General features: G+C 58.3%; 20 protein-coding genes and 2 pseudogenes. 8 read left to right on the top strand and 14 right to left on the bottom strand.

What is annotated here, in order from left to right; all coding sequences use genetic code 11:
• Window positions 1–118 precede the first annotated feature (118 nt).
• Complete coding sequence (locus tag ACVWZJ_RS06595; protein ID WP_011432678.1) at window positions 119–565, bottom strand: hypothetical protein; 447 nt, start codon at window positions 563–565, stop codon at window positions 119–121.
• A gap of 148 nt (window positions 566–713) precedes the next feature.
• On the opposite strand from ACVWZJ_RS06595, the gene ACVWZJ_RS06600 reads away from it, so the two are divergent.
• Window positions 714–977, top strand: a complete 264-nt coding sequence (locus ACVWZJ_RS06600) for a sulfiredoxin (protein ID WP_011432677.1) — start codon at window positions 714–716, stop codon at window positions 975–977.
• Here ACVWZJ_RS06600 and ACVWZJ_RS06605 read toward each other — a convergent pair.
• The 4 genes from ACVWZJ_RS06605 to ACVWZJ_RS06620 form a co-directional block, all read right to left on the bottom strand.
• Window positions 963–1,652 carry a response regulator transcription factor gene (locus ACVWZJ_RS06605; protein WP_011432676.1) on the bottom strand — a complete coding sequence of 230 codons (690 nt, stop codon included), beginning with the start codon at window positions 1,650–1,652 and terminating at the stop codon, window positions 963–965. The two genes, ACVWZJ_RS06600 and ACVWZJ_RS06605, sit on opposite strands and share 15 nt — an antisense overlap.
• Before the next feature lie 190 nt (window positions 1,653–1,842).
• Window positions 1,843–2,631 (bottom strand): ABC transporter permease, encoded by a 789-nt coding sequence (locus ACVWZJ_RS06610; RefSeq protein WP_414389515.1) that lies wholly within the window; start codon window positions 2,629–2,631, stop codon window positions 1,843–1,845.
• Window positions 2,628–3,410, bottom strand: coding sequence for a uroporphyrinogen-III C-methyltransferase (gene cobA, locus ACVWZJ_RS06615; protein WP_414351700.1), 783 nt, complete (start codon window positions 3,408–3,410; stop codon window positions 2,628–2,630). Before cobA ends, ACVWZJ_RS06610 begins: the two co-directional genes overlap by 4 nt.
• A gap of 64 nt (window positions 3,411–3,474) precedes the next feature.
• Window positions 3,475–4,269, bottom strand: coding sequence for a sirohydrochlorin chelatase (locus ACVWZJ_RS06620; RefSeq protein ID WP_011432672.1), 795 nt, complete (start codon window positions 4,267–4,269; stop codon window positions 3,475–3,477).
• Between the two features lie 142 nt (window positions 4,270–4,411).
• Between ACVWZJ_RS06620 and ACVWZJ_RS06625 the strand changes: the two genes are divergently transcribed.
• From ACVWZJ_RS06625 to ACVWZJ_RS06645, 5 genes and pseudogenes are all read left to right on the top strand, one after another.
• The gene (locus tag ACVWZJ_RS06625; protein WP_011432671.1) at window positions 4,412–5,365 is read left to right on the top strand and encodes an asparaginase; all 954 of its coding nucleotides are present in this window, start codon (window positions 4,412–4,414) and stop codon (window positions 5,363–5,365) included.
• 574 nt (window positions 5,366–5,939) lie between these two features.
• A complete protein-coding gene (locus ACVWZJ_RS06630) occupies window positions 5,940–6,209 on the top strand; it encodes a hypothetical protein (protein WP_238376915.1) in 270 nt (89 codons plus the stop codon).
• Window positions 6,206–7,156 carry a hypothetical protein gene (locus ACVWZJ_RS06635; protein WP_011432669.1) on the top strand — a complete coding sequence of 317 codons (951 nt, stop codon included), beginning with the start codon at window positions 6,206–6,208 and terminating at the stop codon, window positions 7,154–7,156. The genes ACVWZJ_RS06630 and ACVWZJ_RS06635 overlap by 4 nt, the downstream gene beginning before the upstream one ends.
• Window positions 7,153–7,416 (top strand): annotated as a pseudogene (locus tag ACVWZJ_RS06640) (BREX system ATP-binding domain-containing protein); the annotation flags it as partial. The gene ACVWZJ_RS06635 and the pseudogene ACVWZJ_RS06640, both read left to right, overlap by 4 nt.
• A 63-nt stretch (window positions 7,417–7,479) precedes the next feature.
• Window positions 7,480–8,400 carry an ATP-binding protein gene (locus ACVWZJ_RS06645; protein ID WP_238376913.1) on the top strand — a complete coding sequence of 307 codons (921 nt, stop codon included), beginning with the start codon at window positions 7,480–7,482 and terminating at the stop codon, window positions 8,398–8,400.
• 33 nt (window positions 8,401–8,433) lie between these two features.
• Here the strand turns inward: ACVWZJ_RS06645 and ACVWZJ_RS06650 are convergent, their stop codons facing one another.
• From ACVWZJ_RS06650 to ACVWZJ_RS06680, 7 genes and pseudogenes are all read right to left on the bottom strand, one after another.
• Entirely contained in the window at window positions 8,434–9,114 is a 681-nt protein-coding gene (locus tag ACVWZJ_RS06650; protein ID WP_011432666.1) for a DUF3318 domain-containing protein, read from the bottom strand.
• A gap of 592 nt (window positions 9,115–9,706) precedes the next feature.
• Window positions 9,707–10,465 carry a hypothetical protein gene (locus ACVWZJ_RS06655; protein ID WP_011432665.1) on the bottom strand — a complete coding sequence of 253 codons (759 nt, stop codon included), beginning with the start codon at window positions 10,463–10,465 and terminating at the stop codon, window positions 9,707–9,709.
• Window positions 10,466–10,545: 80 nt separating this feature from the next.
• Window positions 10,546–11,076, bottom strand: coding sequence for a 5-(carboxyamino)imidazole ribonucleotide mutase (gene purE / locus ACVWZJ_RS06660; RefSeq protein ID WP_457395423.1), 531 nt, complete (start codon window positions 11,074–11,076; stop codon window positions 10,546–10,548).
• A gap of 14 nt (window positions 11,077–11,090) precedes the next feature.
• The gene (locus tag ACVWZJ_RS06665; RefSeq protein ID WP_011432663.1) at window positions 11,091–12,182 is read right to left on the bottom strand and encodes an L-threonylcarbamoyladenylate synthase; all 1,092 of its coding nucleotides are present in this window, start codon (window positions 12,180–12,182) and stop codon (window positions 11,091–11,093) included.
• Between the two features lie 25 nt (window positions 12,183–12,207).
• A pseudogene (locus ACVWZJ_RS06670) lies at window positions 12,208–13,050 on the bottom strand (YihY/virulence factor BrkB family protein).
• 39 nt (window positions 13,051–13,089) lie between these two features.
• A complete protein-coding gene (locus ACVWZJ_RS06675) occupies window positions 13,090–13,230 on the bottom strand; it encodes a hypothetical protein (protein WP_457388212.1) in 141 nt (46 codons plus the stop codon).
• Window positions 13,205–13,861, bottom strand: coding sequence for a chromophore lyase CpcT/CpeT (locus ACVWZJ_RS06680; protein ID WP_011432661.1), 657 nt, complete (start codon window positions 13,859–13,861; stop codon window positions 13,205–13,207). Before ACVWZJ_RS06680 ends, ACVWZJ_RS06675 begins: the two co-directional genes overlap by 26 nt.
• Window positions 13,862–14,277: 416 nt before the next feature.
• On the opposite strand from ACVWZJ_RS06680, the gene rlmN reads away from it, so the two are divergent.
• Window positions 14,278–15,336: a 23S rRNA (adenine(2503)-C(2))-methyltransferase RlmN gene (rlmN, locus tag ACVWZJ_RS06685; RefSeq protein ID WP_011432660.1), complete on the top strand. Its 1,059-nt coding sequence runs from the start codon at window positions 14,278–14,280 to the stop codon at window positions 15,334–15,336.
• A gap of 27 nt (window positions 15,337–15,363) precedes the next feature.
• Here the strand turns inward: rlmN and ACVWZJ_RS06690 are convergent, their stop codons facing one another.
• Both ACVWZJ_RS06690 and ACVWZJ_RS06695 read right to left on the bottom strand, forming a co-directional pair.
• Window positions 15,364–17,166, bottom strand: a complete 1,803-nt coding sequence (locus ACVWZJ_RS06690) for an aminopeptidase P family protein (protein WP_457395428.1) — start codon at window positions 17,164–17,166, stop codon at window positions 15,364–15,366.
• Between the two features lie 157 nt (window positions 17,167–17,323).
• Window positions 17,324–17,698, bottom strand: a complete 375-nt coding sequence (locus tag ACVWZJ_RS06695; protein WP_457395431.1) for a rhodanese-like domain-containing protein — start codon at window positions 17,696–17,698, stop codon at window positions 17,324–17,326.
• Window positions 17,699–17,818: 120 nt separating this feature from the next.
• On the opposite strand from ACVWZJ_RS06695, the gene ACVWZJ_RS06700 reads away from it, so the two are divergent.
• Window positions 17,819–18,733: a Cif family virulence factor gene (locus tag ACVWZJ_RS06700; RefSeq protein WP_414330578.1), complete on the top strand. Its 915-nt coding sequence runs from the start codon at window positions 17,819–17,821 to the stop codon at window positions 18,731–18,733.
• Window positions 18,734–19,095 lie beyond the last annotated feature (362 nt).

The raw sequence follows: 19,095 nt of genomic DNA on the forward strand, positions 1-19,095 counted from the left end.
ACCTGTCTATTATCGGCCCAATGCCCCCTGGGGATCCCTGCAGTGGTGGGTAGGAATGGATAGGAGCTATTCCTGACTTGCCCTGAAGTTTTTTCTGGAGCCAGAGGGATCCCGGTCGCTATTCCGGTTGGCGGAGCCTAGCAGTCGCAATGGAGCTGACCGCACGGCCACTGTCGGTGGTGGCAGCAATGCAGGAAATCCGGGATCCAGTGTCGGTCATGGCCCAGAAGCTGCTGATGCTTTTGGCCGTAGAGGTGGGTTGAGCTGGGCCGATGGGGGATTCTACTGCCTGGGAGTCTGGGGATTTTTCCTGAGCAGGGATCCACACCACAGGTTCCTCACCCCGTTGGGCTACTGCAACTTTTGGGGCGGGATGTTCTGGGGTGGGCTCAGGGGCTTCTTCTCTGCGGGTAGCCTTCGCAGCAGCGGCCTTCTGAAGAGAGGGCTGCTGAACCGGCCTCTTGCCAAGGGGCGGTCGTGGGGCCTTGCGTGGCGCGGCAGCGGGGGGTGCAGGGGGGGCTTGGCCGGCGATCTTTCCCCATAAGGCTTTGAGGAGTTGCCACATGGCTGGGTTGGCTACTGAGGGAGAGAGCAGTGAGGAATGGTGTTATCCTGCCATGCTCTGGCCTGAGAATCCATACCCTCTGCCAGTCTTGATAGAGCAAAGTCATAACGAGTATGATTAAGTAGCTTGCTTAGGGAGAAAGTTCAACATGGCGCAGATTCGCGAGATTCCCCTTGCCCAAATTCGCCGCCCTTTGCCGCGGCAAACGGATCCGGATAAGGTGCAGGCGCTGATGGCTTCCATTGAAGCAGTCGGCCTACAGGAGCCCATTGAGGTTTTGGAAGTGGAAGGGGAGTATTATGGGTTCTCCGGCTGCCATCGCTACGAGGCATTTGTCCGCTTGGGCAAGGAGCGGATCCCCTGCCGGGTGCGAAAAGCGCCACGTGCTGTTTTGAGGCTACACCTGGCCTGAAAGGGATCCCTTCTGGCCCGGCTCCTCTTCGGCGGTGTAGCCCCGTTCGTAGGCAAAACGCACCAGTTGCGAGCGATTTTCCAAAGAAAGCTTGCTGAGGATGTTGGTCAGGTGAGTTTGCACGGTGCGCGGGCTGATGAACAGCTTCTCGCCGATTTGCTTGTTGGTGAAGCCGCGAATGACTTCCCGAAAGACCCGCTCTTCGGCAGGGGTCAGGGGCAATTCGGGTGGGGTGGGGCGGGGGTCCGCTTCGGGTTTTGGCTGGGACTGCTGTTGGATTAGCCGCAAAATTTCCGATTGGGTGCGGCGGGAGCGTTCAATCTGGGCCTCGATTTTGGCCACCAGTTCCAGGGGTTCAAAGGGCTTGATGATGTAGTCATCCGCCCCCCGCTCATAGCCCTGAACTCGGTCATCGATCTCTCCCCGCGAAGAGAGAAAAATGAAGGGGACGAGCTCGCCGCCGCGCTGTTGGCGCAGTTGTCGGCAAAACTCAAAGCCGTCCATTTCCGGCATCACCACATCTGAAACCACCACATCCGGCTGCTCTTGGGCAAACAGACGCAATCCTTCCACACCCGAAGCGCCTGTACAAACCCGATAGCCATGCTGAGTCAGGTGGCGGCTCAGCACCTTCAGGGAGAGGGGATCGTCATCTACGACCAGTACACGCTTCATGAGGACTCGAGGAGGCTGTTAGGGAAAAGGGTAAAGCGCTATTCACCTGTTATCTGTCGCTATTTTAGGGAGACGGACAGGATTCGTCATTTGGCTGGGGTGCCTTGACCCATAATAGTGGTTTCAAGGGTGGCCTGGTTGAAAGCTGAAGACTACGGTAGCTGTGAAATGAGGGACTGAACCTGGCCCTCTAAGCTCCCATTCCCGAGTACTGTTGCAAGCCTTTGCGCCACAACCAGCGGTTAGCCAGCCAGAGCAGGCCCGTCCAGGCCAGGCCCATGCCAAAGCCGCCCAGAATATCCACCGGGATCCCTGCCCAGAGGCTGGCGGGAAAATGCACCAGGTAGGGGAAGGGTGTCCAGGCCAAGACCTGGCGCACGGGTGGTGGGAACACCTCCAGAGGAGCGATCACCCCCGAGAAAAACAAGTACACCAAAAAATGGAATTGCTCCAAGGCCGTCACCCGTTCCACCCAAAAGGCCAGCAGCGCCAGGGTGTACTGCATGAGAAAGCGCAGGGCAAAAGCCAGGAGAATGGCCAGGGATCCCAGCCCCGCCTGGGCCCAAGAGGGGATCCAAAAGGCAGGGGGGTAGAGGACGAAGAAAAGGGCGATTAAAACCAGGGTAAAGGGGAGACGGGCCAAGCGCTCCATCAGGTGGCTGGCCACATGGTGCCAAGCGGGATCCAGAGGCTGCAACAGGCGAGGAGATAATTTGCCTTCGACCACCTCTCGCTCAAAGTCCCAGATGACCCAGACGATGGTGAACTGGCGCACCAGGAACACCGCCAGAAAGTAGCGGATGAACTCCAGAGCAGACAGCGAGAAGTCTCCTGAGCGGGCTGCCTCGCTCCACACCCCCATCATGATCAGGGGCAGGGATCCGGCCAACACCCACAGGATCAGCTCGGCCCGGTACTCCAGCATGTAGGCGTAGTAGGCGGAGAAGAGGGCACCCAACTTGCGAAAAAAGGCGTTCATGGAGATTCCGGTTGCGCAAGCGCTGCGGAGCAATACGAGACTGGCGGACGCAAAGTGGGCAACAAGCCGGCCAGGCTGACCACCGCTCCCACCACAACAATTGAAGGCGGTGCTACGGGCGAGGGCTGCCCAGCCAGAGTCTGCAGGCGGAGCAGATGAATCTCTTGCTCAGGGGTGGTGCCCCAGCGGATCAGGGCAACCGGGGTATCGGGAGCTTTCCCTCCGGCCAACAATTCAGCGGCAATATGGCTGAGGTTGTGCATGCCCATGTAGATCACCAGGGTTTCCACCGCCCCGGCCAAAGCCCGCCAATTGACCTGAGGGCGGTATTTCCCTGCCGCCTCATGTCCGGTAACAAAAGCAACTGAGGAGCTGAGGTCGCGATGGGTGAGAGGGATCCCGGCATAGGCGCTGGCGGCAATGCCCGCCGTAATTCCCGGCACCACCTCCACCGGGATCCCGGCCTGCACCAGAGCCAACATCTCCTCTCCCCCCCGCCCAAAGATGAAGGGATCCCCCCCTTTGAGCCGCACCACCACGGCTGCCGTCCGAGCTTTCTCCATCAGCAAGGCTGTGATCTGCTCCTGGGGCAAGGTGTGAGCGCCGCAGTGTTTGCCAGCATAGATCCGTTCTGCCGTCGGCGGGATCAGCTCCAGGATGGAGGATCCCACCAGAGCATCGTAGATGACCACATCCGCGTGGGCGAGTAGCGCCTTTCCCTTCACCGTCAGCAGCCCCGGATCCCCAGGCCCTGCCCCCACCAAATACACTTTGCCCATCTCAAGTCCCGGTCGCGTCATTGCTGTTGGAAATATCCATTTTGAGGGAACGGGAAAGATTCGGCTATTCCAGCGCCGGGCTAAAAGCCTGGAGTGTCTCCACAATGGCCTGCATCAGTTGAGGATCCCGCCAGAGGGGCGGCTCCACCTGGATTTGGAGCAGAGGCCATTCCCGCTGTAATCGCTGAGCCTGTTCTTGTAGGGCGCGCAGCAGACCGCCTGGAAAGAGAAAAAACGGCAGCACCCGTAGACGGCACTGGCTAAGGCGCAAGCAATGGATCACGACCGCTTCTAAGGTGGGGGACTGGGCAGCAAAAGCCACATGCAAGGGGATCTCGGGCAAGCGCCGTTGCACAGTTTGGATCCCTGCTTGGAGCTGGGCGGCAAACCCCGGCAGACGGCTGCCATGGCCAAGCACAATCCAGGCATCTGCCCGTTCGCCGGATTGCCTGAGCGTTGCAGAGCAAGAGGGCTGTGGAGCCAGAATGCGAGCCACCAACAGATCCAGGAGGGCCGGGTGCTGGCCAATGGGGGGTGTTAACCGGATGGGCAGGCGCGGCCAGCGAGCTTGAACCTGCTTCACCGCAGCCGGTAAATCCTCTTCCACATGGGATCCCTCGCCCATAAACAGCGACAGCAGCACCACTTGATCGGGAGATCGGCCTGCGCCCAGCCAAGCTGCCAGCCGTCCTTGAATCTGTTCGGCCAGGGTGAGAGGCTGACCTTCCAACTGGGCCAGCTCCACCGGCTGGGGAGCCAGCTGCTGCTGCACCCGGGCCAACAAATCTGCCAAAGCCTGCTGATAATCGGGATCCCGGCTGCCGTGACAGACCAAAAACACCAGGGGATTGGAGGACATGGCAGAGGTCAGGGATCCGAGCGGAAGGGTTCCATTTTGCTACTTTAGGGGATCCCGCCAACTTCTCGCGTAGGATCTGCGCGTATGATTTGAAGAGTACACACCCTCTTTCCCAGCTTCGTCAGCCCTTTCCCAGGTTTTCATGTCATTTGAGAATCGTTCCACCGCCCCCGAACTCTTAATCCATGTCTTGCGGGAGGGGTTGACCGAATCTATCCATCATTGCCAAGCTGTCGTGGCCGATAGCCGCGGGCGTTCTCTGGCCATGGCCGGCAACAGCACCACCCCCGTCTTTGCCCGTTCTGCCCTCAAACCTTTCCAAGCACTGGCCATGCTCTCCACCGGCATCCGCGAGCGCTACCGCCTCAGCGAGAAAGATATTGCCATCATGTGCGGATCCCATCAGGGCACCACGGCTCATGCGCGGCAGGTGTTCAGCATACTGTGGCGGGCCGATCTGTCTCCCGATTTGCTGGTCTGCCCCACCCCACCCGGCAAGCCCAGCCCCCTGTGCCACAACTGCTCCGGCAAACATGCTGGCATGCTCGTGGCCAGCCGCGCCCAAAACTGGACCTTGTCAGACTACGCCCAGCGGCAGCATCCGGTGCAAGCGCTGGTGCGGGCCAAGTTGGCGGATTTGCTGCAAATGCCCTCGGAGGAGTTTTTGTTTGCGCGGGATGACTGTGGGGTGCCCACCTACCAATTGCAACTGAACCACCTGGCTTCTCTATTCGCCCAACTGACCGCCGGCGAGCGGCCCGACTTGGAATCGGTAGCACGGGCCATGACCCATCACCCGGAGATGGTGGCTGGACAGGGGTGTTTCGACACGGAATTGATGCGGGCCACTCAAGGGGATCTGGTGAGCAAATCGGGTGCTGAAGGGATCCAGTGCATTGGCCGGGTGGGGGAAGGCATGGGCCTGGCCATCAAGGTCCAGGATGGAGCCGCCCGGGCCAAGTATGCCCTGGCTTTGCACCTGCTGCAGCGTATGGGCTGGATTCAGCCTGCTGCTGCTGAAATGCTAGGGGAGCGCTTCCTCTCCATTGGCCCTTACACCCGCCTTGAGGTGGAAGGGGAACTGCGTATGCCTTGAAGAGCCGGAGGTGGGAAGGCCTTGCACCCAAACTCTTGGTGATGCTAGATTTCTCGAAGAAAAGGCCCAAAAACTAATGATTGAAGCCCTCTTCAAGACTCTTGACGACGAGCTAGGCAAGCTATTTGCCCTGACTAAGAAAGCAAAGGAGACCGCAGGGAAAGCCCAAGTCGCTTGTAAAGGAGGGCAAGTTCCAGCCCTGAGCCGCCAGCTACAAGGCTGTAGCTCTGTCCTCAGCGAGGCTCTTTCCCAGGTGGAGACGGTAAGACAAGCCCTTGAACAAACCCAGCAGGTTTTGGAGAGAACTTCTCTTGAAGAACTTGCTAGCGAGGTAGGAGAACGAGTCGGCCAGCCTTGGCTGCCTACGGAAAGCCCCCATGTCTTTGTAGCTTTCCCCGCCTTAGTGCGCTTTTCCAGGGAGGGAGTGCGCATAGATCGCAAGCTTCTACGCTCTCAACGGCCCAGTGCCATTGCAGAGAAGATTCTCCGAGCAAGAATGACCAAAGGGAAAGAAACTAATCCAGAGGTAGTTCTTGAACGCATCTGGAAAGCGGCAAAAATTGCAGCGGGTTACTTGAGAAAGTCAAGCGCAGAGCTGCCTCGTTCTCTTCAAGTACCTGCTCGCGATGTCTTCGAGGTGCTCCACCTCAACAACCCAGACTACACCGAAGTGGAGTTTACGCGGCATCTTTACCTCTTGGATCGAAATGGCACCAACCATGTGGAGGGCTACCGCTTGATCTTCTCCGCGTCTACAGGCACGCGCTCGGGTCGCTACTACCGCATTCGAGACGAAGCTGGGGTGGAGCACGCCTACTATCTTTTGGAGTTTGAGAAGCTATGAGCGAAGAGGGCCAGGGTCGGCTAGAGCCTGATTTGTGGCTGCGCTGTCTGGAAGAAGACTACTTGCGTTCTTTTATCCCTGAAGGTGGTGCCACTGTCAAGCTGGCCGTTGTTCCGAAAGATTCCTACTCTTGGGTGCGGAAAGCGCTGCTGGAAAAGCTTAACCAGTATTCCTTTCATATTTTTGATTTGACAGAGGAGTGCTTAAAGCTGCATTCAGTCGAACAGCTTTGGTTTGCCCTTGCTCAGAGAGTAGATTGGGAGACTTTTGCCAAAGATCTGCGCTTCAACATTCTCCAAAAAATTGGATACCCTCCCAGGCTAGATCTGCAGGACTGCACTTTAGAGCAGTTGGCCGAATTCTATCAGATTGAAGCCCGTGAGATCAAACTAGAGTTTCAGCGGGAAATTAAGAGAGGTATTTTTCTGGATTACTCACTAGCCCTTGACTTTCGCAAAGCCATAGTCCGACTTGTCTACGAACCCCTTCAAAGCCCAGGCACTCTGGAAGGTCTATGCTCTGCAATTCAAGAGTGGCTTAAAGGTACGCTGAGCTCTATCAGCCGGGTGCGTGAAGCGGCTATTTTTCGAAAGATTGACAGGACAAATGCTCGAGGGATTCTACTTTCTTTCTTAAGACTATTTACACGACGATCCGGCTTAGTAGCAGTCCTTGTCAGCTTGCTTCACTACTACGAGCGGACCCCCAGTGGACGCCCTAACTTTACCAGTCGACAAATCCTTGAGCTCTACGAGACTTTGCGTGAGTTTATCGATGCGGAGAGTGAACTAGAAAAAACTGTGTTAATTTTCTTAGCTCCTCCAGAGTTTATTGAATCTGAGCGTCTGTCTTATCATAGATATCGAGCTTTGCAAACTCGAATTGAGAATGAGGTTTCTTCTCTTCAAAAGCCTAATCCATGCACAGCTATGGTGCAGCTTCTATGAATGTAGCGATTGCAGCTAGGCGGGCCATTGAAGCCCTACGAAATGGCGTTCCTAACCGGTTCGCAGTTGCAGAACTTGGCTCTTGGCAGTCTCAGATTGAGGAGGGTTTTCAAGAGCTGTGCAAGGGTGCTAGTTCAGGCCCTGCAGGAATGCTGATAAAGGGGGATTTTGGGACAGGCAAGTCCCATCTTCTACTAACCCTGCAGGAGCGAGCAAGGAAGAATAATTTTGCCACCTCCCTAGTTGTCGTCTCCAAAGAGTTGCCCCTCGGTAACCCCAATCGCCTGATTCCCCGCCTCCTTGCCCAGGTCGAGCTCCCTGACATGGTTGAGCGTGGGATCCAAGGCATGGCAGCCCGGCTACAGGACTCCTCGCCTTCTTTCTCGCCTTCTTTCCAGAAGTTCCAGCTTTGGGTTAACCAGTGGCAGTTTGGGTCAGGCTGGTGGCCGGCCACCTTGGCTCTGTACCAAAGGTTAGGAGGCGATGACGAGAAGCTAGACGCCATTGTCCGCTTTTGGGCTGGTGAGCCCACTCTGAAGTCCTCAGAGGTAAGGCGAAGCCTACGGGATCACGGCTTGGCAGGTGCTTATCCCATTGGCAAGCTACCCCCTGCAGAAAGCCTACACTGGCAGCGCCTGGCCTTCTGTGCCCAGCTATGTCGGGCCATAGGGTTTGGGGGCTTGGTGGTTTTGGTGGATGAGATTGAGCTTATTGCCCAGTACAGTCTTCTTCAGCGGGTCAAGTCGTACCGCGTTCTTGGGCACTTGTTTGGTACAACAACCCTGCCTGAAGAAATAAAGAAAGCTCCGCTGGTTTTCGTAGGAGCAGTAACCCGCGATTTCGAGAGGGTCATTCTACAAGAAAAAGGAGATTGGGAGAAAGCACCTAAGATAGCTCTCCAGAAGCATATGTCTGAGGAAGTTGTAAAGGCCGGCATGGAGGCTATTAGCCAAGCTACCCCTCTCTGTTCCTGCTTAGAAGCCCGCGAGGACATTCAATCCATGTGGCATAGGGTAGCGGATCTCTACCAGAAAGCTTATCCCGATTGGGTACGCCCATCGCTGCCACAGCTTCCTGAGCTCTACAGCACAACCACTGTGCGGTCAATTATTCGCCGCTGGATTACGGAGTGGGATGTGCGTCGGTATTACAGCCCCGATACAGAAATTGTGATTGTAGAAGATGAGGCGATCAAGTCTACCCCAACTGAGGAGCTTCCAGAGTTGGAAGAGGACGAAGAATAAGCCCAGTCAATCCCTAACTAGCTTTGAGAGGCCTCAGCGCTGGAAAGGGTTTTGGAAAGGATTCGGGCTGGAGCTTTGCCCCTTGTTGCGGTACTTGGGGTTGATGGTCAGGGTGCCAGCTCCCAGGCCTCGCTGCGCCAAAAACTCCAGGTTGCGGCGGCGCATGGTGGTGTCGTAGTCATTTTTAACGCGATCTTCCAGCATGGCCACCTGCTGCAGCGCGCTCAGCAAGATAGCAGCAGCTTGCTCGGAGGTGTAGCCATTCTGGGAGGCATAGCGCACGGCAAACTCGTCGGCTGCCACCTGGGCCTTCTGGCCCTTCTCCGCTTTGCGCAACAGAAACACCGCTGACGCGGCCAAGCCTGCTGCTAAGCCAACGCCGAGGTTATCTCCCATCTGCAGCTCTACCAAAATGCCCATGCTGCCGGCCCCGATCAAGGCGGGATACAGCAACAACGCCGACCAGTTATCCCCCAAAGCCAGCTCTGTGGCCATCACCGCTTCTCGCAAGAAGTAGATCTTCTGCTGGTCAGGGCTCAGCTTCTGCCAACGGCTGAGGTCAATGGCGAAGCGAGAGTATTTCTGCCAGGGAAAGCGCCACAACGGCTGCACAACCCGAGACTGGTCGGGGGTGCCGATCTCGATCTGCACTTCAGGGCGGATCTCCACCGGGAGAAACTGGATCAGGCGGTCAAAGTCGGAAATGGTATACATGCTGGCACAGTGCGGCTAAGGGAGCGGCTGGAGAGGATTACCCATAGTAAAAGATTCTAGCCTTCCTTGCAGGCCAGCTCTAAGCAAGCTTTTTGCAATAGGGCTGGCGGCAGAGCATGCCTCTAACCCCCAAAACCCTGAACTTTGCTGAATTTACTGAGCTTTAGGCGGTTTGGCAAAAGTCATTGAGAGGGATATAGTAGACCAAGTTTCCCCCTGATCCTTGAGTCCACCGCAACGGTTGCCGGGAAGTGAAGGGGGAAAGCGCTCGGGGGGTATTCCTCAGGGCTTTGCGGGATACCGCCTTCCTGCTCAAAGATAGGCAGGATGCGATCGCTTCTTTCCTGAACCATGTTCAGGAGAGTTCAGCGTGAATGTATCAGGGACAAGCCTGAGCCTAGATGGAAAGGGGGTATGCCGCGTAACATACTCCCGACCCTGTAGCTAGCTTCCCGCAGGGTTGCTACGCATACAGCGCGGGGCTTCTCGGCGGTTTAGCTAAACCTGAGGTGAGCAATCTATTTGGCGGATTGCCCAAGGGACTGAATTTATCATCCCAGTCAAACCCTTGAGGACCAAGACAGCCGTTATCTTAGTTTGAAGAGGGATCCCTGCTGGGGTGTTTGAGATTGGTCAAATCGTTGAGGCGGCGCAGGATCCCCCATCCCTGTAGGGCCTCCAGCAGGGCTTCCCGCACAACCGCTACCGTCTCTTGGTCGAGGGCCAACCGCAGATAATCCACCGCCAGCCGGGTTTGCTCGGGATCCAGGTGGGACATTAAGCTCTGCAAGCGGCGAACGCCCGCCAGCCGTCGGAAGGGATCGGGAGAAGCAATGTCGCTGAGGTCGCGCTCCAATTGAGACCGTTGCCGCTCTTGTCGGCCCCTGAGCCACTCCCCAAACAGCAGCGACAACAAGGCTAGAGTGGCCAATCCCTGTAGAATGGCACCGGTGGCCAGCCAGCGTTGGGTGGATTCTGCCCAGATGGAGATGAGGGTGTAGGTGCCCAAGGTGGCGGCTGCTCCCGAACCAATTGCCAGCAAAAGCCAGCGATCCGCCTGCCGAAACCAAGCTTGCCACTCCTGCCAGCGGCGGTTGAACTCAGGGCTGCGCACCCCCTGTAGCCCCAACATCACCAAGGTGCCCACCCCCAGAGAGAGCGCCAGCCGCCCATTCCAGAAGGCCAGCCCTGCCAACGCCAAGGCCGACAGAGCCAAAACCCGCCACTGCGGCCCCGATAGGATCCACAGAGCAACTTGGGATCCCGTCTCCACTGCCCCACGCCCCACCCGCTGCAGATATTCTGGCCAGGATCCCTGGCCGGAAGAAGGGCGACCCGATTGATGCTTCACCGATGGCAACTCCCAAAACTCGGCCCTATCTGGCCCTTTGCAAGGCGGCAAGATAGGTCAACGTTCTCTAAATTATGCTCTTATGCTTTGCCGGTGGAGTCGAGATAGGCTTTCCACCCTTGGGCTTGCAACTGATCGTTTTTCTCCTGCACCGCCTGTTTTAGGCTTTCCCGATAGGCGATCACTCGCCGGAGCAGGTCGGGATCCCCACTGGCCAGGATCTGCACCGCCAACAGACCCGCGTTGTAGCCGTTGCCAATGGCCACCGTGGCCACCGGGATCCCTTTGGGCATTTGCACAATCGAGTATAAGGAGTCGATCCCCTGCAGGGATGGGCTGAGCACCGGCACCCCGATCACCGGCAGGGGGGTGAGAGAGGCCACCATCCCCGGCAAATGGGCTGCTCCCCCTGCCCCGGCAATGATGACGCGGATCCCTTGGGTATGGGCGCGGCGGGCAAACTCTACCATGGCCTCGGGGGTGCGGTGGGCGCTGAGGATCTGCATCTGGTAAGGGATCCCAAACTCCTCACACACCTGGGCGGCAGGTGCAAGGGTGGGCAAATCGGAATCGCTACCCATTACGATGGCAACGAGGGGGGAGAGTTCCATATCGCTAAGCGACGCTAACGCGAAAGGCTGCTGGCCCGGCGTAGCCGATCCATCATCGCATAGCCCAACCCCGTCGAGATGGGTGGGGGCTCTGCCAGCAGGAGCGTAGCATCTCCCTCATCCAGTCGGCGCAGGCTGGCAAAGAGGGCGCGGGCGGCTGCCTTGGGATCCGAACCCAAACACTCCAAACTGAAAGTGATCCCCGGCCAATGGCGGGAGAGGGTGTTCAGCAGAGCCTGCGGATCCGTGGCAAAGCTGAGGATGCCCAGGTGGGAATGACCGGTTGTCAGGTGCTGCACCTGTTGCCAATCGCCGGGCTGAAGCTGGGCAAAAGGGGTGGGCAAAAGCCGGAGAGGCTTACTGGGGGCATAGTGGCTGCTCAGTCGTCCCGGCGCTTCTGGCGGGCCCGTTGTGCCATCCTTGGGGGCCTGTTCTGGGGGCAACCGGATGGGCAACCCCAGGTGGGCCTCCAGGGCTTCCAGTGGGATCCCTCCTGGGCGCAGCAGCGTTGGGATCCCCTCGGGGCTGAGCTTTAGCACGGTGGACTCCAGGCCCACAGCACACTCTCCCCCATCCAAGATGTAAGGGATCCGCCCTCCCAACTCTGCATAGACGGCCTGGGCTGAGGTGGGGCTGATGCGGCCAAAGCGATTGGCACTGGGGGCAGCCAGAGGGGTTTGCACCGCCTGCAACAAAGCTTGAGCCACCGGGTGAGCAGGCACCCGCAGGGCAACAGTAGGCAACCCGCTGCTTACCAGATCCGGCACGGTGGGGCACTTGGGCAGCACCAAGGTTAGGGGCCCCGGCCAGAAGGTGTCGATCAGGGATCCCAGCAGAGCGCGAGCGGCGGGAGTAAAAGCCGACACGTCCACCAGCCACCCCTGCAATTGCTCTAGGGTCACCCCAGCCGGCAGATGCAGGATCAGGGGATCGAAGCGGGGGCGCTCCTTGGCGGCAAAAATGTTTGCCACTGCCTGCTCATCCAAGCCATTGCCCGCCAGGCCGTAAACCGTCTCCGTGGGGATGGCCACCAACTGGCCCCGCAGCAAGGCTGCCGCCGCTACGGCAATGTGCTCAGGAGTGGGTGAGAGAATTTCCGTCTGCATCCATGACTCGGATTTGGAGTAAGGGCTAGGGATCCCGTTCTTCAATCCATTTTTGCGCCTGGTAGAGGGCGATGTTGATTTGATCCCCAAACAGCAGCGCCAAGGAAGTGAGCCAAACCCAGAGCAGCAGAACAATAACCGCCCCCACCGCCCCGTAGACTTGGTTGAACTGCCCAAAGTGCTCCACGTAAATCCGCAACCCCCACGACACCCCAACCCACAGTAGGCTGGCCACGATGGCCCCCGGCCAAATCGGGATTTGGGGTCGGCGCAAGCTGGGGCCAAATCGATACAGCACCCAGCAGGAGAAGACGACCAACCCCAAGGAAATTGGCCAAGTGAGGATCCCCCACAAGTTCAACCCCAGCTCTCGCAGGGGATCCAACTGAGTCGGCCCGCCAACTTCCTGCGCTAAGAATCCCGCTTTCCTGTACAAGAAGCGCAAAAAGCTGGCACTGAACAAAAAGATCAAGCTGGCCAGTCCGGTCAACCCCAAGGTGGCGAGCATCCAAACCAGCGAGATCAGCTTGCGTCTCCAGAAGGGACGGCGCCTATCTTGAGGGATCTCATGGCTGAGATCCAAAGCTGTCATCACCGCCCCCATGGCTCCAGAAGCAGCCCACAGGGTGCCCAAGAAGCCGAGCGACAACAACCCCCGTTCGCGTCAGCGGTGCGGAGCACTTTTTTGCCCGAAGCGGAGCTCGCGCACATACCGATCCAAAAGCGTCAGGGCCTCTTGGGGAGCAATTTGGCTCAACTGCTCCATCAAGCGCTCGAAGGCTTGCTCAGAGGAGCCGACAAACAGCCCAACCCCGGTCAGGAGCGTGAGGATGAAGGGGAACAGCGCCAACATCGAGCTATAGGCCATTTCAGAGGCCAGGCCAATCGCGTAAGCGGGACGGAGTCCTTACAGCCGGTAGCGCATCGCGTTTTCCCAGGCCAACCGCAGGGTTAGCCAGACCAACTCTCGCCGGGAAGTCCGTCCTGACGACGCGAACGGGATCCCCAGCGCCCGCAGCTGCTCAACCAGTTGCTCCAACAGCCTCATGGTTCAGCACTTCAGCCCACTGCGGTAGGTACTGGGAAAAATCCTGTTTTTTGACAAACCGAAAAGGCCCGGATAGGGATCCCCAGATCACTTGATCGGTCTCCGGATCCCGACCTTGATCCAAGCTGTGAAAGTAGTCGGCTCCGATCTCAAACTCGCTGTACAAATAGGTGGTTCTGCCTTTGCGTTCAACAATACAGCCTTTGCCGGGCAGGCTGCGGCCCCGATAGCAGGATCCCGTCCATTCCACCTGGGTGACACAGCCGGGCAAGAGTTCCAACTCCGCTGCTGTCAGACCGGCCAATTTCCCCTTCGCGTAAGCGTTGCTTAGCAACAACTCCCGACCGGCGCACCTGTAGGAGTCAGGAGCTGTCAGAGCATAGTTTTGAATCCGGATCCCATCTGGAGTATCGAAGAGGTGGATCACCCGCTGTCGGTAAGGCTGCTCAGGATAAATGTCGTACAGTTGCTCCACGTAAAACCCCACCCCCTGCAACACCGACCAAGGCAAGGGGCATTGGTACACATGAATGTTGGCAAACCAGACGGGCTCTGCAATCGCCTGTTGTAGGTTGTTGAAGTGCCCTGCCATCCAGGTGGCCAGTTGAGCCAGTTGTGGGGAAACAGACATAGGTTCAGATGGATTCAATGGATTGAAATCGAGAAGATTCAGATCGAGCGCTCCTGATCCTGCAGACTTTGTCCAACTGTCAGGGACTCCGTCCCGATGGCGCACTCCATAACACACTCTACAAAACTACACCAGGGAATAGCTTGGTAGCCCTGTACTTGAGTGCGGGGTGGAAAAGCCCTTGGGCAACTTGATTTAAGGGAATTTAAGGGATTTAAGAGAGCATTGTTGCTTACCGTCACCCGCCCTGTCTCTGGCGGAGTTGTTGCCATGGGCAGGGGAACCGCAACCCTGTGGCGACGAGGCCGTTCGCGCCACTCGGACGGAGTTCTTGAAGGGGATTGGGTTGCAGGGACAGGCTAGAGTAGAGGAGCCGGACTCCTGTGCCTCTTGAGATCTCGTCTAAGATGGTATTGATGTCGGCCCTACCCATTCCGCTGCTGGGGCAATCCTTGTCTGCTCTGAAAGACTGGGCGGTTGCCCAAGGACAGCCGGCCTATCGCGGGCAACAACTGCATGCTTGGATCTACCAAAAAGGGATCCGCTCCCTGGAACAGGTGACGGTGTTTCCTAGGGCTTGGCGAGAGGCGGTGCAAAGCTACCCAGTGGGACGCTCGCGCATTGTGCAGCGGACAGAGGCCCGCGATGGTACTGTGAAGTTTCTGCTGGGGTTGGCGGATGGGCAGTTGATCGAAACGGTAGGGATCCCAACGGCCAAGCGTCTGACGGTCTGCGTCTCTTCTCAGGTGGGCTGCCCGATGGCCTGCGATTTCTGTGCCACCGGCAAGATGGGCTACCGGCGCAACCTAGAGCTGCACGAGATTCTGGATCAGGTGTTGACGGTGCAGGAAGATTTTGGCCGTCGCGTCAGCCATGTGGTCTTTATGGGCATGGGGGAACCCCTGCTCAACCGCGATACGGTAGTACAAGCCATCCGCAGCCTGAATCAAGATATCGGCATCGGCCAACGGCATATCACCCTCTCGACGGTGGGGGTACCCCGGCAAATTGCCTGGCTGGCGCAGCAGGATCTGCAAGTTACCCTGGCCGTCAGCTTGCATGCCCCCAATCAAGACCTGCGGCAACGGTTGATCCCTTCGGCATCCCACTACCCTCTGGACACTCTGATCCAGGATTGCCGCGACTACATGCTGCGCACCGGGCGGCGAGTCAGTTTTGAATATACCCTGCTATCGGGGGTCAACGACCTGCCCATTCATGCCCGCCAACTGGCGCAATTGCTGCAGCAGGCCAGCCGGTCAGGGGTACAACTGCACGTGAACCTGATCCCTTACAACCCCATCTCTGAAGCTGACTATCAACGCCCCCACCCGACACGGGTCAGAGAGTTCGTCCGCCAGCTCGAACAGCACCAAGTGCGGGCCACTGTGCGCCAAACCCGTGGCTTGGATGGCAATGCCGCATGTGGTCAACTGCGGGGATCCTTCCTGCGTTCTTTGCCAGGGGATTTGTAATCGCCGCGCAACGCTTTTGCGAGTACATCAGCTCAGTCCGCAGGCGCATTTTAGCCAGGCGGCATCCTGTTCTGGCAAGGTGGCGTGGTGCATGGCGTAAACCTGCCGGTGATACTCGTCCAGCCAGGCTCGCTGCGCCTCGTTCAACAGTTCCCAATCGATTAAGCGCCCATCAAAAGGGATCCAAGTTAGGGAGCGAAAGCCCATCCAGCCCTCCGGCTCGGGAATGGCAATCACCTCGTAGAGGTTCTCCAGGCGGATCCCACCCCATCCCGGCTGGTAGTAGCCCGGCTCAATGCTGTTGATCATGCCCACTTTGAGAGGGGTGCTGGCGCGGCGGTGGATCCCGTTGGGCCCCTCGTGGACATTCAAAAAGGCGCCGACACCGTGGCCGGTGCCATGGCCATAGTCCAGCCCGGCCTGCCAAAGGGTAGAGCGGGCGATCCCATCCAACGAGACTCCATAGGTGTCGGGGGGGAAGATCTGGCGGGCGCATTGAATGTGGGCCTTGAGCACCTCGGTATAGCGCCGCTTGCACAAGGGATCCGCGGGTTGCGGGCCAATCCAAACGGTGCGGGTATCGTCGGTGGTGCCCCCCAAGTAGTGGGATCCGGAGTCCAACAAAAACAGTTCGCCCGGCTGCAGCAGCTTTTGGGGATCCGGAGTGCTGTAGTGGATGATGGAGCTGTTGGCGCCGGCGCCGGCAATGGTGTTAAAGCTCAGGCCCACCCACTCCCCTTCCTCCCGGTAATGGGCCTCCATGATGGCGGCCACATCGGCTTCGCTGATGGGGATCCCCTGTTGGATTTGCCGGTCGATCCAGGCCAGGGTACGGATCTTGGCCCGGCTGGCTTTGCGGTTGGCCAGGCGCATCTGTTCCAGCTCGGTGGGGTTTTTCACGGCCTTGAGGGCTTCTACTGGGTGCTCCAGCTCGCGGCAGCTCGCATCCTGCAGCAGCTCTTGAGTGCCCTGGGTGGTCTGCTTGGGATCCAAGCCCACCGGCGCATAGCTCTTGGCCCATTGGGGCAGTTGTTGGCTGTAGGTCTCGTAGGGCCAGAGTTCCACCCCGGCTTCTGCCAGAAATTGCCGAGATGGGGGACTGAGCCGCTCCAGATCTGTGAATAGAGCCGCTCTATCTAGGCTGACCAAAGCATAGGCCCAAAACACTGGGTTGTAGGGGATGTCGGATCCCCGCAGGTTAAACAGCCAGGCCACCTGATCCAATTTGGTCAGGGGCAGCAGCCCCACCCGTTTGCGGCGCATCTCCTGCCGGACTTGGGCCAGCTTTTCTGCAGGGGTGGCCCCGCTTAGGTGGGTGGGTACCGAGTCAATGGGCCGGTCAAAGGGAGCGACAGGAGCGGATCCCTGAGCCAGCTTATCCACCAAGTTTTCCATGACCGGGATCAAGAGCACCCCTCCCGCTTGGGCATGGGCCTGCAACTGGCGATAGGTGGCCACCGCCACCGTAAAGGGATCCACCCCCAGGCGAAAGCCGGATCCCAGCTCTTCCACAATCTCCATCAGGCTGGGCTGATTCGGCAGACCTCCTTTGATCACTGTCAATAGATTGGGATCCACCTCCCGCTCCGCCTGTTCGTGATAGCGGGGATCTACCCACAGCCAAGCCCTGTCCCGGGTGATCAAGGCATCCCCCACCGAGCCGGTAAAGCCTGTGATCCACTGACGCCGCTTGCGATGTTCCGGCAAATACTCATTGAGATGCTCATCAGCAGAGGGAACCCAAAAGCCATCCAGATCTTGTTCTCGCAGAAGCTGGCGCAACTGCTGCAAACGGGCAGCAACATCCAGGCGGGGCAGGGTTTGGAGCATGGCAGAGGGGTAAAGCTAAACGGCCAGGCTATCGCCATTCTAAACAAGGTTGGGCCGCCCCCACTTCCCGCCTTCAGTGGTCGGCCATTTCAGATAGCAGCCAGATAGCAGCCAATACCTCCCTCTTCCCATGGGTGAGGGAAGAAATCCGCCAGCTCTAGCGCTCCTCAGGAAAACCCGCTTCCCGCCAAGCCCGCATGCCCCCATCCATCGAGATCACCCGACGATAGCCCATTTTCTGTAGATTATCGGCTGCCAACGCGGAGCGAAACCCGCCGCCGCAGTACAGGACGATCTCCGCTTCTTTGTCGGGGATCACCTTCTCGATGTCCCGCTCAATGATCCCTTTGCTCAAATGGATGGCTCCGGCAGCATGGCCAGCCTGCCACTCCGACTCTTCCCGCACATCCACAAAATAAAAGCGATCCCCTTGCAGTTGTTTTTGCCTGACCTGCTCGACTGTCAGTTCTTGGATGCGGCTTTTGGCCTCGTTGACCAGGGCCAAGAAAGCTGGAGAGTGCTGGGGAGCCATGGAGAACAGGCGCTATGAGCCAAAGCTTATTCCAATCGATCTTATCTGGTCTGGACTTTGGGATCCCAACTGCCCTAAGGCTAGACTGGGATCCAGATTTGCCGGCTGGAGGCCCATGGCTTGAAATCCCGATCTAACTTTCCGCAACTGCTTTGGCCCCTTGCTCTGGCCGTGAGCTGGAGCATCCCCCTTGGATTGACAGCCGGTCACGTCAGCCGGACGGAGTCCTCGGCTTGGGCCCAAGCTGCCCCGATGCCCCTAGAAAGTGGGATCCAGCGGCAAGTTTCCAGCCCACCGCCAGCCGCCCTGGTGGAGTGGCTAAGCCAGCAGGTGGCCGCCGCCAACCGGCGGGATTTGCCAGGGGTGATGGCCGGCTACAGCCCCGACTTCCGCCACCGAGATGGGCTGGACCGGGAAGAGGTGGAAGGTGCCATCCGCAAGCTGTGGAGCTCTCATCCCAAGCTCACCTATTCGGCCCAGATCCTCTCCTGGCGGCAGGTGGGCCCTGAGATTGTTGCCGATATTCTCAGCCAAGTAGAGGGATCCCAATCCTCGGTGCGGGGGGACTTTCAGGTAGAAGCCTCTGCCCTGGTGCGCAATCGCTATCGCCCGGATCCAGCCAATCCCGGACAACTGCTGTTGATTGACCAAGAAGTGCTGCGGGAGGCCAGCACCCTCACCTCTGGATCTGCCCCTCCCACCGTCACCTTGAACCTGCCGGAGGTGGTCAAACCGGGATCCACCTATTCGCTGCAGGCGATTGTGGCAGAGCCTCTCACCCACTCTTTGCTGTTGGGCGCCGTTGCCGAACAACCCGTTGCCGGGGCGGGCTACCCAGAGGTGACCTCGTTTGCTCTCGAACCTCTACAGGCCGGAGGGATCTTCCTACAGGCAGATGCTCCGCAAGAACCCCGTTCTGAGTGGATTTCTGTGATGTTGGTTAACCAAACCGGCATCACGCTGGAGAGTCGGCGTCTTATCGTCAGCGATCGCTTGGCTCTGGAGGGATCCCTGGCCATCCCCACCGTCCCTTAGGAAATCTTCAGGATGATGAGGAATGGCTCTGGGGTAATCTGGACAGGCAGTTGAGCTTGTTAAGATGGGAAACTATGCGCCCCTCAGCTTGTTTGCTTTCTGGTGCTGGCCCTATTTTTGAGCGGTTGCGATAGCGGCGACTCCCTTGGTGCTCCGGTGGTGGATCGCCCCACTCCTGCCAGCAATTGACCGAACAATCCCGAGGGGTCTCGAAAGGTTGGGTCGAGGTGTCTTGAAAGGACCCAACCTCAAGAAACACTGGCATCTTCAGCTAGAAATCGCAGGAGCCCCGCACTGTACCCGTAGGGTCAGTGCCGGGAGGAATGCGCTTTGATGAAGTACAATGAACTTATGAGCCAAGT

The sequence above is a fragment of the Thermostichus sp. OS-CIW-29 genome, assembly GCF_054058195.1.